We start from the raw sequence: 14,911 nt of genomic DNA on the forward strand, positions 1-14,911 counted from the left end.
TGGGGGTAATACATGAAGCTGAACGGAGCACGCATCCTTTTGGAGTGTCTCAAACGGGAGGGGGTCGACACGATCTTCGGCTATCCCGGTGGGACCGTTATCAACCTCTACGACGAGCTCTTCTCGTTCAAGGAGATCAGGCACATCCTGCCCAGGCACGAGCAGGCCGGGGTCCACGCCGCCGACGGCTACGCACGCGCGACCGGCAAGGTCGGCGTCGCCATCGCCACTTCGGGGCCCGGCGCCACGAACACCATCACCGGCATCGCCACCGCCTACATGGACTCCATCCCGATGGTGATCATCACCGGGCAGGTGCCCACCGCGCTGATCGGCAACGACGCCTTCCAGGAAGCCGACATCATCGGCATCACCCGTCCCTGCACCAAGCACAACTTCCTGGTGAAGGACGTCAAAGACCTCGCCACCATCATGAAGAAGGCGTTCTACATCGCCCGCACCGGCCGCCCCGGCCCGGTCGTGGTCGACCTCCCCAAGGACGTCCAGATCGCCCAGACCGAGTTCCACTACCCCGACAGCGTCGAGATCCGCGGCTACAAGCCGACCGTCGAAGGTCACCCAAAGCAGATCGAGAAGGCGGTCGCCATGATCATGCAGGCGAAGAAGCCGGTGATCTACGTGGGTGGCGGCGTCATCCTCGGCAACGCCTCCGCCGAGATGGTCGCGGTCGCCAAGCGCCTCGGGATACCGGTCACCACCACCCTGATGGGCCTTGGCTCCTATCCGGAGAACGACCCGAACTCCCTGGGGCTCTTGGGGATGCACGGCACCTACTACGCCAACATGGCCGTCTCTCACTGCGACGTGCTGATCGCCATCGGCGCCCGGTTCGACGACCGCGTCACCGGCAAGATCGCCTCGTTTGCGCCCCACGCCAAGATCGTCCACGTCGACGTCGACCCGACCTCGATCAAGAAGAACGTCCGCGTCGACCTCCCGATCGTGGGGGACGTGCGCGACGTCCTCGCCAAGATGCTGAAGGTGGCCGACGAGATCGGGCCGGACGCCAAGGCCTGCCAGGCCGCGCTCGCCCCCTGGATCGCCGAGATCGACGAGTGGAAGACCAAGCACCCGATGACCTACAAGCAGTCCAGCACCGTGATCAAGCCGCAGTACGTGATCCAGAGGCTGCGCGCCCTTTCCGACCCGGACGCCATCGTGGCCACCGACGTCGGCCAGCACCAGATGTGGACCGCGCAGTTCTTCGGCTTCACCGCCCCGAGGACGCTCCTTTCCTCCGGCGGCCTCGGCACCATGGGCTTCGGCCTCCCCGCCGCCATGGGAGCGCAGGCTGGCTTCCCCGAGCGCCAGGTCATTGTGGTCTGCGGCGACGGCGGTTTCCAGATGAACATGCAGGAACTCGCCACCATCGTGCAGAACCGTCTCAACGTAAAGATAGTCATCCTCAACAACAACTTCCTGGGCATGGTACGCCAGTGGCAGGAGCTTTTCTTCGACAAGCGCTACTCCTCGACCTGCATGGAACTCCCCATCGACTTCATAAAGCTCGCCGAGGCCTTCGGGGCCACCGGCCTGCAGGCCACCAAGGTGGAGCAGGTGGACGAGGTCATCAAGAAAGGGTTCGCAACCAACGGGCCCGTCCTGATGGAGTTCAAGGTCGCACGCGAGGAGAAGGTGCTGCCGATGGTCCCGGCCGGCGCTTCGCTGACCGAGATGGTGCTTGCCAGCTAATTTGCCAATTGCCCTAGGAGGTTAACATGAGACATACCATTGCTGTTCTGGTCGAGAACGAGTTCGGCGTTCTCTCCCGCGTGGTCGGACTTTTTTCCGGGCGCGGCTTCAACATAGATTCGCTCACCGTGGCCCCCACCAACGACGAGGCCCTCTCCCGCATCACCCTGGTGACCCGCGGCGACGAGCAGATCATCGAGCAGATCACCAAGCAGCTCAACAAGCTGATCGACGTGATCAAGGTGATCGACTTCGAACCTGAGCACGCCATCGAGCGCGAGATGGTGCTGGTGAAGGTCTCCGCGGAGGAGCAAAGCCGCGCCGAGGTGCTGAGGATCGCGGACATCTTCCGCGCCAAGGTCATCGACGTGACCCCGAAATCCTACACCCTGGAGGCTACCGGGGCTCCCGCCAAGGTGAGCGCCATGGTGGAACTTTTGCGCCCCCTGGGACTCAAGGAACTGGTCAGCACCGGCCCCGTCGTGATCGGGCGGGGGGCCAAGGCCTGGAAGGGGTAGTAGCTTCTTTTATTGCATGAAAGGCCGTTTTCGGGCTATACTCCCGCTTTGGTGCGCAGGGGCCCGGAAACGGCCTTTTTCTGTCCCGGTTCCGCCCGGAGCCTCCCCGGCTCCCGCTGTTCCCGCACGACTACTCAACAAGAGGTACTAGATGCGCAACACACATACCCCGGTCGCAGTCGAGGGGTACCCCTTCATTGCCGGTTTCGCCGCAGTCGCGGCACTGCTGGCGCTGCTCGGTCAGTTCCTGCATTTCGGCTTTTTCATCCTTGCGGCGCTCTTCGTGCTGCTCGCCCTGTTCTCCGTCTTCTTCTTCAGAAACCCCGAGCGCAGCACCCCCGCCGGTGAAAACGTGGTGGTGGCTCCCGCCGACGGCGAGGTGATCTTCCTCGGCAAGGTGACCGAGCCCCATACCGGCGCCGAGATGGAGAAGATCAGCATCTTCATGTCCGTCTTCAACGTGCACGTGAACCGCGCCCCGATCACGGCGAAGGTGGCCGACGCCTTCTACACCAAGGGCAAGTTCTACGACGTGCGCGACGAGCGCGCCAGCTTCGAGAACGAGCAGCAGGGATTGGTGCTGGAGACCGAAAACGGTCTCAGGATGGTGGTGGTCCAGGTGGCGGGCCTGATCGCGCGGCGCATCGTCTGCTACGCCAAGGTCGGAGACCTGTTGACCCGCGGGCGCCGCTACGGCCTGATCCGCTTCGGCTCGCGGCTCGACGTGTACCTGCCGCTTGGCACCCGCATCGACGTGGTCATGGGACAGAAAACCGTTGCCGGTGAAACCGTACTGGGGATACTGCCGTGAGCGAAGAGAAACCGAAAGTAGAAAGGGAAGGGATGCGCAAGGGGATCTACGTCCTCCCCAACCTGTTCACCGCCGGGAGCCTGTTCGCCGGCTTTTACTGCATGGTCTCCACCGTGAACGGCGATTACCGGACCGCGGCCCTGTGGATCCTTGCCTCCTCCATCTTCGACGGTCTGGACGGCAAGGTGGCGCGCCTGACCGGGACCGCCAGCAAGTTCGGCGTTGAGTTCGACTCGCTTGCCGACGTGGTTTCCTTCGGTGCCGCGCCGGGGCTTCTCATGTACTGCTGGGCCTTGAAGCCCTTCGGGCGACTGGGGTGGCTGGCCGGATTCCTGTTCCTCGCCTGCGCGGCGCTCAGGCTCGCGCGTTTCAACGTCCAGGTGGAGACGGTGGAGAGCAAGCGTTTCGTCGGCCTTCCGACGCCGGCTGCGGCCAGCATGGTATCCGCCACGGTCCTCTTCTTCTACCACATGGGGTGGCCCGCCTCCTACAACAAGCTCGCCATACTGGTGCTGATCTACTTCCTGGCACTGCTCATGGTCTCCAACGTGAGGTACTACTCGTTCAAGGACCCGAGCCTCATCAAGCGGCAGCCCTTCGCCATCCTGGTGCTCGCGATACTGCTGCTGATCGTGATCGCGGCGGAGCCGGTGATCATGCTCTTCACCATCTTCATCTGCTACATCCTCTCCGGTCCCATCGGCTTCGTGATCACCTACCCGCGCCGGCGCCGCCTGGAGCGCGCCATAAACCGCGGCCACGAGGTGAAGAAGAACCACTAGTCAGGTTCTGCGTTCTACGTTCTACGCAAAACCGGACTTCGTGCCGGGACATCAAATTGCGGTTTCGTCGGCTCAAAAGATGACGGCGTTGTCATAGCGACAACGCCGTTTTAGTAGCGGCTGCACGAAAATAAAACAAAAAGCGCTTGACAGCCGTCGGCGCCTTTTCTATTATCTCCCGAAACTAAAGGCAGTGATGAGGAGTAGTAGCCTTTCCCTTCCCCTACAGAGAGCCGGTGGTTGGTGCAAACCGGTGAGGAAGCAGGTGAACTCGCCTTGGAGCCGTCACGGTGAACAACGGTCGTTCTATTTCTGAAACGGGAACCGCCGGTAGTAGCCGTGGTCGTTGGCCCGCGTAAAGGGCGCAAGAGGTCCGTCGTTGACGGATGAATGAGGGTGGTACCGCGGAAGCTTTCAAAAGCCTTCGCCCCTTACTGGGGCGGAGGCTTTTTTTATTTCGGCCTGCTGGTTTTTACCACCCCGTCTGTTTTAATTAGCAGGCGGGGGAGGGTAGGCTAACGAGGCAGTACAACCACACAAGGGGGAAGCGCAAGTGAACAACACGGAACCGAAGACCATCAAGATCTTTGACACCACGCTCAGAGACGGGGAGCAGTCCCCGGGCGCCAGCATGAACATCGAGGAGAAACTTCGCCTCGCCAAGCAGCTCCAGAAACTGAACGTCGACGTCATCGAGGCGGGTTTCCCGATCGCCTCGGAAGGGGATTTTGAGGCGGTGAAAAAGGTGGCCCAGACCATCAAGGGGCCGGAGATCGCCGGCCTTTGCCGCGCCGGTTTCAAGGACATCGATCGCGCCTGGGAGGCCCTTAAGTACGCCGAGGAGAAGGGACGCATCCACACCTTCATCGCCACCTCCGACATCCACATGAAGTACAAGCTGCAGATGACCCCGGCCCAGGTGCTGGAGGCGGCGGTGAAAGGGGTGAAAAGGGCACGCTCCTACACGGGGAACGTGGAGTTCTCCTGCGAAGACGCGGTCCGCACCGATCTCAAGTTTCTGGCCGAGGTGGTGGGCGCCGTCATCGACGCGGGCGCCACCGTGGTCAACATCCCCGACACCGTCGGTTACACCATCCCCTTCGAGTACTTCAACATCATCAAGTACCTGAAGGACAACGTGAAGAACATCGACGACGCCGTCATCTCGGTGCACTGCCACAACGACCTCGGGCTCTCGGTGGCCAACTCCATCGCCGCCGTCCAGGCGGGCGCGGGGCAGGTCGAGTGTACCATCAACGGCATCGGCGAGCGTGCCGGCAACTGCTCCCTTGAGGAGTTCGTCATGGCCATCCGGACCCGCGGCGACATCCTCCCCTTCAAGACCAACGTGGTCACCGAACAGCTCACCCCGGCCAGCCGGCTCCTGACCCAGGTGACCGGGATCGCGGTACAGCAGAACAAGGCCATCGTCGGCGCCAACGCCTTCGCCCACGAGGCGGGGATCCACCAGCACGGCATGCTGATGGACAAGTCGACCTACGAGATCATGACCCCGGAGTCGGTCGGCCTCAAGGCGAGCGCCCTGGTGCTCGGCAAGCACTCCGGCCGCCACGCCTTCAAGAAGAGACTCGAGGAGCTGGGACACGAGCTGGACGAGGACGCGTTGAACAAGGCCTTCACCCGCTTCAAGGCCCTCGCCGACCTGAAAAAGGAGGTCTACGACGAGGACCTGGATACCATCGTCGCCGACCAGACCAAGAAGATCGACGAGAAGTACAAGCTCTCCCACATCACCGTGACCTGCGGCTCCTTCGCCGTCGCCACCGCGACCGTGCAGATGGAGATCGACGGCATGCAGGTGCGGACCGCCGAACTGGGCGACGGCCCGGTCGACGCGACGCTGAAGGCGATCAAGAAACTCGCCAAGCGCGACGCGCAGCTCTTGCAGTACAACGTGGGCTCCATCACCGGCGGCACCGATGCGCTTGGTGAGGTCACCGTGCGCATCACCGAAGGGGAGCGCACCCCCGTCGTCGGCCGCGGTTCCTCCACCGACATCATCGAGGCGTCGGCCAAGGCCTACATCGACGCCCTCAACCGTCTCTACTTCGCGACCGACCGCGACGTAGAGTCTCTCTAAGCCAACCTCCCCATAGGGAACAGGAAGCCCCGCTCTTGCAGTTTGAAGCTGTGAGTGCGGGGCTTTTGTTTCTCCGCTTCGCCCTGTCGGCGATGACGGCTTGATCGACTGTGCTGAAATTGCCTGAGAGGAGATTGCCCGGCTCGCCGGTTCTTTACATTTTTTTACTGTGATTGTTTTTCTACATGTGTAATGTTACAGTTCATTTCTCTAAAACTTTTGCGGCACCGTCCGATCCATAACAAGGTGAAAAACATGTCCAGTGGCCTTCGCTTTTGCCTCGTCGCTCTGACTTTAGCCCTGACCTGTCTGGCTGCGCACGGCTTTGCCAAGAGGCCGGCAGAGCTTTGGTCCTTCTTCTATTTCAACGGTACTGCCTTCGTCCCTGGCAGGCCTGCGCCGCTGTCACCCTTTGTGGCCGTAAGGGATGGGTTCCTTCCGGTGGTCGAAACCAGGGAAGAGCGGATCAAGGAAATGAAACTGCCCGAAGGGACGGGTGCGCTGGTCGGCATCTGCTACGTGCAGTCCTACGGGGGAAAGCTGAAACCGGCAGGAGGGTACCATCCCGTCCCCATGCTGGAGGTCCCGGTCTGGGCTGGCGAGAAGCCGGCGAGCCCGGCGCAAACCGACAGTGAGGGTTACTTCGTAACGCCCCTTCCCGCCGGCAGCTACCGGGTCGGGAACCAGAAAGTCGAGGTCAATGTGGAAAACGGCAAAATCAGTTTTATCCCACTGCGCGTGGGGAAAAGGATGGTGGACTAGTGGCAAAACTCAGATCTGTGCGTGCGCTCTGCTTATCACTTCTCTTCCCGGCAATCGCCTCCGCCGCGTCGCTTGACGACTACTACCTCTCCAAGTTCGGCCAGCAGGCACAGCTGGCCAAGGCGCTGGAGAGCGTGGTCGGACTCCAGGGCCAACACGCGGAACGCTGCCGCACCGATTTATACCGCAGCCTTAAACGGGATTTCACTTCCCTGCAGCCGGCCACCCAGAAGACGCTGGCCAAATATGTGGGGAGGCCGACCCTCTCGGGGCAGACCTCTCCGACCTCGTCGCCGAGCTACAGTTCAGCTCACTTTACCGTCCATTACACCACCACGGGCGCCGACGCCCCTGACCTGACCGATGCGGACGCCGATGGCGTGCCTGACCACGTGGAGCGCGTGGCCGCCGTCTTCGAGGAGGTCTACGCCGCCGAGGTCACCACCATGGGGTACCGCCCCCCCCCGGTGAGCTCGCGGTACGACGTCTACCTGCTCGACCTCATCCCCCAGGGGGCTTACGGCTTCACAAGCGACGACGGCGCTCCCACCGCTCCGAATCTCTCCGTGGGGAGCTCCATCGAGATCGACAAGGCGTTCACGGACCCGATGTTCACCGTCAACGGTCTCTACACCCCGGACCAGATGCTGCAGATCACCGCGGCGCACGAATTCAACCACGCCATCCAATTCGGCTACAACTACTACTTCGACATCTGGTACGGCGAGGCCACCTCCACCTGGATGGAAGACCAGGTCTACGATTCCGTCAACCAGTGCTACAGCTACCTGACCGATTACGTGCCCCTTGCCGCCACTATCTCGCTCAACGCCGGTCTCAACGGCGGCTCGGAGTACGGCCGCTGGATTTTCAACCGCTTCCTGACCGAGATGCACGACACTCAGACCACCTCCGTGGTCCGCTCCATCTGGGAAAAGCTCGGCACTCTCAGTCCGAGCAGCAACCCGAAGACCGCCGCCGGTGACGTGCAGATGCCGCCGGTGATAAATTCGGTGCTGGTCGGTTCGTACGGTAGTTCGCTGGCCACCGATTTCGTCGGCTTTGCCCAACGGGTCTACGCCAGGAGCTGGTCCAGCCACCCCGCCGACCTCAACAGGATTCCGGCTGCGACCATCGCCGCCAGCTATTCGAGCTACCCGGTTCCTTCCCAGGTCGTCACCATGCCGCATTACACCTTCGCCTTTCACAGGTTCGTCCCGTCGGCCGGCGTGGCAGACCTCACCCTCACCGTTGCCAAAACCAGCGGTGCGCAGGTGGCGGTGCTGAAGAGAAGCGGCGGCACGGTAAGCGAGATTGCGGCCAACAGTGGCGGAACCTCATACACCATCACGGGATTCGGATCTCTGAACCCGGCGACGGACGAGGTGGTGCTGGTGGTTGCCAACACCACCGACGTCGACAATCACCAGGTGAGTTTCAGCACCGACGGCACTCCTTCGACCCCCACCGAGCCCAAGGTGAGCAGCGGCGGAGGTGGCGGCGGGGGAGGGTGCTTCATCGCGACGGCGGCCTACGGCAGCTACCTGCATCCCAAGGTGGCGGAACTGCGGGCCTTCCGCGACCGGTACCTCATGACCAACGCTCCCGGACGTCTCTTCGTGTCGGCGTATTACCGGCTGAGCCCGCCGATCGCGGACGTCATCAGCCGGCACGGGTGGATGAGGAGCGGTGTGCGCTGCCTGCTGCTGCCGCTGATCTTCGCGGTCGAGCACCCGGCGGCGGCGCTGGCGCTGCTGCTGTTGGTGCTGGCGGCGTCCCTGCGTTGGGGCGTACTTTACCTGAAGGGGAGGGCGCGGGAGGCTGCTGCGGCCTGAGTTCGCCCTCAGCCCCGCCCTTTCCCGAAGGGCGAGGGGGGGACATATGGTGTGTTGTTATTGTGAAGAGGCGGGCGAATGATTATTCGCCCCTACAGGTCTTGTGTGCGCAGCAGGGAGGCATCGTGCGCCTCGTGCAAGGCCGTAGAGTTTACAGGAGTGCCGGGTGTGACAATAAAAAAAGGCCCCGCCGGAATCCCGGCGGGGCCCTTTGACGCTCGAGGCTAGATCTTAGCCCAGCTTCTTGACGTTGGCAGCCTGCAGACCCTTCGGCCCGTTGGTCACGTCAAAGGAGACCGCCTCCCCTTCAGCCAGGGACTTGAAGCCTTCCCCGGTGATTGCGGAGAAGTGCACGAACACGTCCTCGCCGTTCTCCTGCTCGATGAAGCCGAATCCTTTCGCGTCGTTGAACCATTTAACTTTGCCCTGTGCCATTTTCCTGCCTCCTTTTCTAACCTCCGGGACTCTGCCGGATCTACGTTTGATGCTGCAATTTCCGGAAGGTTCTTGGGCTGGAAATGGCACAAAGTGGCGGTAACCCTTTGGCTTTTCGGCGCGGCAAACTTCCAGAACTAGCTGCTGGAATAAAAATTAACATCGTGTAATAACCTTGTCAAGAAAATATTTACAAAACGCTTTTTTCTAAGCGTCTCTACTAAAAGGTGTTTAACCTCCTAATGAAGGCGATGAGAAGCCCGTAGTGCTGGTGGTGGAAGCGGAAGGCGATGCGCGGCAGATCAAGGAGATCCGGCTCGTCTGCCTCCTCGGGGCGGGCACTAATGAGCTCGATGCGGCTCCCTTCCATTCTCAATTCGGGGAACTCGTTTTCCAGCATCTCGATCTGCTCCGCGGAAAGAATCTTGTTGAGACGGATGATCAGCTCGCCGTTGACGAAGCGAATAGAATGATAGTTGGTGTAGAAGTCGTCGATGACCTGTACCGCTTCCTCGTAGCTCTTGGTGATGGTGAAGATGGAGAAGTCCTCGGCCGAGATGAAGCCCATAACCAGCAGCCGCTCCTTGATGAAACGGAAGAAGTGCTCCCAGTATCCCTCCTCGTCGTCCACCAGAACCAGCGGTTTGGGCGATGTCTTTCCGGTTTGAACCAGCGTGAAGACCTCCATCGCCTCGTCCAGCGTCCCGAACCCTCCCGGGAAGACGGCGATGGCGTCGGATTCCTTTACGAAGGCGACCTTGCGGTTGAAGAAGTACTTGTAGGTGATCAGCCTGGGGTTCTTCAGCATGATCGGGTTGGCGCTCTGCTCGAAGGGGAGCTTGATGTTGGCGGCGAAGGACGCCTCGCTCCCGGCGCCTTCGTTGCCCGCCTGCATGATCCCGCCACCGCCGCCGGTGATGATCATGTACCCTTTGTCGGCCAGGAGCCGGCTGAACTGGATGCACTTCTTGTACATCGGCTCCTCGGGGAGGGTGCGGGCCGAGCCGAAGATGGTCACCTTCTTCTTCTGGCGGTAGGGGGCGAACACGGTGGTCGTGTAGCGCATCTCCTTCATGGTGTTGCTCAAAAGCTTCAGGTCTGCCAGGTAGCTGGTGTCCTGTCCAGCCTTGAGCGCGGCGATGATCATCTCGCGCGTCTGCTCGGGGTGGTGCACCCCTCCGGCCTTCTCCATCAGTGCATCGATCATTTGGTCGATTTCATTGTTTGTTCTGTTGAAACGAAGTTGCATACCGGGCTCCCTGTTGAATTGAGGGGGCCATTATAGCACGGGTATATCTACAGGCAAATGTTTAATAACATTGAACAATTATTAGTTTGATTTGTTGCTGTTATTTTATTATCTTGGCACCTGTGAAAAACCATTCCAACCGTTAAAAGGAAGCGCAATTTATGGGTATGACTACGGCTCAAAAGATATTCGCGGCCCATCTGGTTGATGAGCCTTTTGCAGGAACCAAGGTGCTCGGCATCGACGTGGTGATGTGCCACGAGATCACCACCCCGATCGCCATCGCGGACCTCATGGCGCGCGGCAAGGACCGGGTGTTCGACAACACCAAGATCAAGGCCGTCATCGACCACGTGACCCCGAGCAAGGACTCAAAGACCGCCACCCAGGCGAAGATGCTCAGGGACTGGGCGCGGCGCCACGACATCAAGGACTTCTTCGACATCGGCGCCAACGGCGTCTGCCACGCCCTGTTCCCGGAGAAGGGGTTCATCCGTCCCGGCAACACCGTGATCATGGGTGACTCGCACACCTGCACCCACGGCGCCTTCGGCGCCTTCGCCGCCGGCGTCGGCACCACCGACCTCGAGGTGGGGATACTGAAGGGGGTCTGCGCCTTCCGCGAACCCAAGACCATCAGGATCAACCTGAACGGCACACTCCCCAAAGGGGTCTACGCCAAGGACGCCATCCTGCGCGTCATCGGCGAGCTCACCGTGAACGGGGCCACCGACCGGGTCATCGAGTTCGGCGGTCCGATCGTCGACGCCATGACCATGGAGTCCAGGATGACCCTGTGCAACATGGCCATCGAGGCGGGCGGCACCTCCGGCATCTGCGCCCCCGACCGGGTCACCGTGGAGTACCTCTGGCCTTTCATCTCCGACTCCTTCGCCTCCAAGGAAGCGGCAGTCGCCGAGTACAGCAAGTGGGTCTCCGACGCTGACGCCGAGTACGACAAGGTGATCGACCTCGACCTCTCCGACCTGACCCCGCTTTGCACCTTCGGCTACAAGCCGGACCAGGTGAAGAGCATCGACGAGATGGCCGGCGCCCCCGTGGACCAGGTCTACCTCGGCTCCTGCACCAACGGCCGCCTCGAGGACCTGAGGGTGGCCGCCCAGATCCTGAAGGGGAAGAAGATCGCCCCGACCGTGCGCGGCATCCTCTCCCCGGCTACCCCGCAGATCTACAAGGACGCGGTCGCCGAGGGGCTGATCCAGATCTTCATGGATGCCGGCTTCTGCGTGACCAACCCGACCTGCGGCGCCTGCCTCGGCATGAGCAACGGCGTCCTGGCCGAGGGGGAGGTCTGCGCCTCCACCACCAACCGCAACTTCATGGGCAGGATGGGCAAGGGGGGGATGGTGCACCTCCTCTCGCCGGCGACCGCCGCCGCCTCCGCCATCGAAGGGAAGCTTGCCGACCCGCGCAAGTACCTCTAGGCAATTGACAGTGGACAATTGACAATTGACGGCGAACGCGCCAATTGACCAGCGACCATTGACAGCTGACAACGAATACGCGGGCAGCTCCCCGCTAGACTAGGAGACCGATATGAAAAAATTTGGCGGCCCGGCCCTTTTCCTGGACCGTAGCGACATAAACACCGACGAGATCATCCCGGCCAAGTACCTGACCGAGATCACCAAGGAAGACCTGAAGCCCTACCTCCTGGAGGACCTCAAGCTCCCGGGCTTCGACCCCAAGAGCGAAAGGACCTACGGCGCCGGCGCCGTGGTGACCCGCGCCAACTTCGGCTGCGGCTCCTCCCGCGAGCACGCCCCCTGGGTCTTCGAGGTGAACGGCATCAACGTGGTCATCGCCCAGTCCTTCGCCAGGATCTTCCGCCAGAACATGTTCAACTGCGGCATGGCGGCCATCGAACTCCCCCCGGAGAAGATCGACCAGCTCTTCAGCTACGCGGGTGCCGCCGACGCCGCCATCGAGGTGGACGTCGCCAATTCCACCCTCACCATAAAGGGGGGCGGTCGGGAGGAGTCGATGCAGTTCGAAATCTCTCCTTTCGATAAGGCGCTGGTTCTCGCCGGCGGCTGGGTCGACTACGCGGACAGCAAGTACTGATTCGACCCGACATCAAAGCACAACATCATACAACGAGGCAGGAGACAGAGGTTTCCTGCCTCGTTGTTTTTCATTAGGGAGCTGGACATTTCCTGGATAAGTGGCATAACTTTCGCCTAGGGCTTGGAAATGGAGCCCAAGGGTGCGTCGATTCTACAGAGAGCGGTGGTGTATAACCAATCCTGTGCCCCGGGCAGACTATATTTTGATTGACTATGCCTGATTGCAGCAGTTACTATCCAAAATCCAACCCAATATATAACGGTTTGTAAGAGGTACATGACTCGTTCTACCCTGTCCATAGCTGCACTTTCGGCTCTGCTGTTCCTGTCACCCGCGGCCCACGCCGAGCCTCAGCCTCAGCCTGAGCCTCAACCCGTGCAGAAGCCGGAGCAGAAGCCGGAGCAGAAGCCGGAGCAGAAGCCGGAGGCCGATGAGAAAGGGACCATCTTCACCCTGTGGCCCCTGATCGACTACCGCGAGAGCCCGAAGGAGCGCTTCAGCAACCTCGCCATCCTCGGTCCGCTGTTCAAGTACCAGAAAAACGGGGAGGACAGGGACATCGCCCTGCGTCCGCTGTTCTACAGGACCAACCACGCCAAGGAGCAGGCCTCCTCGTCCTATTACCTCTATCCGGTCGCCACGCAGGAGAAGACCCCCGAGGCTGACAACTTCGAGGTGCTGCAGCTCTTCAGGACCTCGAGCTACCCGAAACAGGAACCGGACGCGGAACGGGAACGCTCGACCATGCTCTTTCCGTTCTACATCTCGGGCGACTCGGAGCGGCATGGGCGCTACCGTGCCTTCTTCCCGATCTACGGGGATATCTACGACCGGTTCTGGCGCGACGAGTACCACTTCGTGCTGTTCCCGCTTTACGGAAGCACCGTGAAGAGGGGTACCACGACCAGGCATTACCTCTGGCCTTTCTTCGCTACCACCTCGGGGGAGAACGAGTCCGGGTTCGATGTGTTCCCGCTGTACGGTCAGTCGCACAAGACCGGGGTGTACGAGAAGCGCTTCGTGCTCTGGCCCTTCTACACTTCGGAGAGCACCGGGCTTAACACGGACAACCCTACGCACAGGAAATTCATCTTCCCGCTTTACGCCTCCACGGACTCGCCCAAGAAGACCTCGCGCAGCTACCTGTGGCCTTTCTTCGGCTACACCGAGGATCGCGGCAAGAAGCAGGAGGAGACCGACTACTTCTGGCCCTTCGTCACCAAGATACGCGGCGAGAAGAAGAACAGCGACAGCTTCCTCCCGTTCTACTCGCACGAGACCTTTACCGGCGGCGAGAAGAGCTGGTATCTGTGGCCGTTGTACAGGCACGAGGAGCTGAAATCGGAGAGCTTCGGCCAGGACCAGGACCGGGTGCTCTTCTTCCTGTACCGCGATAACCGTGAGTACTGGCCCAAAGACGGCAACCAACGGCGCCGCACCACCATGTGGCCGCTGTTCTTGTATCGTAAGAACAGCGACGGAGTTTCCTCCTTCTCGTTCCCCGCGCCCGTCGAGTCGATCCTTGACAAGGAAGGGATCGAGAAGGATTGGGCGCCCTTGTGGCGCATGTACCAAAGGCGCTGGGACGAGGCCGGCAACTCCACCTCCAGTCTGTTCTGGAACCTGTTTTGGCACGAGAGGCGCGGCGACGACCTCGCCTACGAGCTCTTCCCGTTCATCTCCTACAAAAACACGGACAAGGAGAGGGAGCTGAAATTTCTGAAGGGGCTGGTCAGCCTGAAGCGCGACGGCGGACAGGAGGAGCTGAGCCTCTTCTGGCTCCCCTTCGGAGTGAAATGGGGGGATAAGTGACCCAAGTTTTCGAACCGCTAGGCAAGAGGGTGCTCTACTTCTACCAGGTGCTGGGGGAGATGACCATCCTCATGGGGAAGATCGTGTACTTCATACGCGAGGCGCCCCGCAACATCCCGAGCATCCTTACCCAGATGGCCATTATCGGTTGGGACACCCTTCCCGTCGCCTCGGTCATGGCCTTCTTCGTCGGGATGGTGCTCGCACTGCAGACCGGCGTCGAGCTGCAGAAGTACGGCGGCCAGAACATCATCGGCGCCATCGTCGGGCATTCCATGGTGCGCGAACTGGGGCCGGTCATGACCAGTTTCCTGGTAGCCGGGCGCTGCGGTTCGGCCATGGCTGCCGAACTGGGTGTCATGACCGTGTACGAGGAGATCGACGCCCTCAAGACGCTCGACATCGACCCGGTCCGCTATCTCGCCATGCCGCGCTTCATCGCCTGCATCATCTGCGTGCCGGCCCTGGTCCTTTACTCGGACCTGATCGGCATCATCGGCGGCGCGTTGATCAGCAACCTGCACCCGCAGATCTTCGTCTCCTACGCGACCTACTACGACAGCCTCACCGCCGCGCTCAAGATGAAGGAGATCGGCATCGGCCTCACCAAGTCCATGGCGTTCGGCGGCATCATCGCGCTGGTCTGCTGCTACGTCGGTTTCGCCACCTCGGGGGGCGCCAGGGGGATCGGGCAGTCCACCACCAGGTCGGTCGTTCTCTCGTTCATGCTGATCCTGGTCGCGGATTACGTCCTGACCAGGCTTCTTATGTAGCACTTTTTTGCTTTTGTTCCGGAGGTAGATAT

General features: G+C 61.0%; 13 protein-coding genes and 1 other annotated feature. Of the genes, 11 read left to right on the forward strand and 2 right to left on the reverse strand.

Features of this window, described 5'->3' with window-relative positions:
- Positions 1 to 12 precede the first annotated feature (12 nt).
- From ilvB to KOM00_RS09620, 7 genes are all read left to right on the forward strand, one after another.
- Positions 13 to 1,713 (forward strand): biosynthetic-type acetolactate synthase large subunit, encoded by a 1,701-nt coding sequence (gene ilvB / locus KOM00_RS09590; protein WP_216498697.1) that lies wholly within the window; start codon positions 13 to 15, stop codon positions 1,711 to 1,713.
- 26 nt (positions 1,714 to 1,739) lie between these two features.
- Positions 1,740 to 2,231 carry an acetolactate synthase small subunit gene (gene ilvN, locus KOM00_RS09595; protein ID WP_199389755.1) on the forward strand — a complete coding sequence of 164 codons (492 nt, stop codon included), beginning with the start codon at positions 1,740 to 1,742 and terminating at the stop codon, positions 2,229 to 2,231.
- Between the two features lie 151 nt (positions 2,232 to 2,382).
- Positions 2,383 to 3,042, forward strand: a complete 660-nt coding sequence (locus KOM00_RS09600) for a phosphatidylserine decarboxylase family protein (protein WP_216498698.1) — start codon at positions 2,383 to 2,385, stop codon at positions 3,040 to 3,042.
- Between the two features lie 32 nt (positions 3,043 to 3,074).
- Positions 3,075 to 3,824: a CDP-diacylglycerol--serine O-phosphatidyltransferase gene (pssA, locus tag KOM00_RS09605; protein WP_216498769.1), complete on the forward strand. Its 750-nt coding sequence runs from the start codon at positions 3,075 to 3,077 to the stop codon at positions 3,822 to 3,824.
- Positions 3,825 to 4,008: 184 nt separating this feature from the next.
- Positions 4,009 to 4,259: a binding site (T-box leader), on the forward strand.
- A gap of 118 nt (positions 4,260 to 4,377) precedes the next feature.
- Positions 4,378 to 5,925: a 2-isopropylmalate synthase gene (locus tag KOM00_RS09610; protein ID WP_216498699.1), complete on the forward strand. Its 1,548-nt coding sequence runs from the start codon at positions 4,378 to 4,380 to the stop codon at positions 5,923 to 5,925.
- Between the two features lie 255 nt (positions 5,926 to 6,180).
- Positions 6,181 to 6,687, forward strand: a complete 507-nt coding sequence (locus KOM00_RS09615; RefSeq protein ID WP_216498700.1) for a hypothetical protein — start codon at positions 6,181 to 6,183, stop codon at positions 6,685 to 6,687.
- On the forward strand, positions 6,687 to 8,522 hold the full coding sequence (locus KOM00_RS09620) for an MXAN_6640 family putative metalloprotease (protein WP_236026856.1): 1,836 nt from the start codon (positions 6,687 to 6,689) through the stop codon (positions 8,520 to 8,522). The genes KOM00_RS09615 and KOM00_RS09620 overlap by 1 nt, the downstream gene beginning before the upstream one ends.
- 231 nt (positions 8,523 to 8,753) lie before the next feature.
- On the opposite strand, the gene KOM00_RS09625 is transcribed toward KOM00_RS09620, so the two are convergent.
- Positions 8,754 to 8,957 (reverse strand): cold-shock protein, encoded by a 204-nt coding sequence (locus KOM00_RS09625; RefSeq protein WP_129126359.1) that lies wholly within the window; start codon positions 8,955 to 8,957, stop codon positions 8,754 to 8,756.
- A 220-nt stretch (positions 8,958 to 9,177) separates the two neighbouring features.
- On the reverse strand, positions 9,178 to 10,206 hold the full coding sequence (locus KOM00_RS09630; protein ID WP_216498701.1) for an LOG family protein: 1,029 nt from the start codon (positions 10,204 to 10,206) through the stop codon (positions 9,178 to 9,180).
- Between the two features lie 161 nt (positions 10,207 to 10,367).
- Here KOM00_RS09630 and KOM00_RS09635 point away from each other — a divergent pair, with 161 nt between their 5' ends.
- The 4 genes from KOM00_RS09635 to KOM00_RS09650 all read left to right on the forward strand — a co-directional run bounded on the left by KOM00_RS09635 (position 10,368) and on the right by KOM00_RS09650 (position 14,879).
- Entirely contained in the window at positions 10,368 to 11,651 is a 1,284-nt protein-coding gene (locus KOM00_RS09635; RefSeq protein WP_216498702.1) for a 3-isopropylmalate dehydratase large subunit, read from the forward strand.
- Positions 11,652 to 11,763: 112 nt separating this feature from the next.
- Positions 11,764 to 12,291 carry a 3-isopropylmalate dehydratase small subunit gene (locus tag KOM00_RS09640; RefSeq protein ID WP_216498703.1) on the forward strand — a complete coding sequence of 176 codons (528 nt, stop codon included), beginning with the start codon at positions 11,764 to 11,766 and terminating at the stop codon, positions 12,289 to 12,291.
- Between the two features lie 279 nt (positions 12,292 to 12,570).
- A complete protein-coding gene (locus KOM00_RS09645) occupies positions 12,571 to 14,106 on the forward strand; it encodes a hypothetical protein (RefSeq protein ID WP_216498704.1) in 1,536 nt (511 codons plus the stop codon).
- Positions 14,103 to 14,879, forward strand: a complete 777-nt coding sequence (locus KOM00_RS09650) for an MlaE family ABC transporter permease (protein ID WP_216498705.1) — start codon at positions 14,103 to 14,105, stop codon at positions 14,877 to 14,879. The genes KOM00_RS09645 and KOM00_RS09650 overlap by 4 nt, the downstream gene beginning before the upstream one ends.
- The last annotated feature ends 32 nt before the right edge of the window (positions 14,880 to 14,911 follow it).

The organism is Geomonas diazotrophica (assembly GCF_018919385.1).
Lineage (GTDB): Bacteria > Desulfobacterota > Desulfuromonadia > Geobacterales > Geobacteraceae > Geomonas > Geomonas diazotrophica.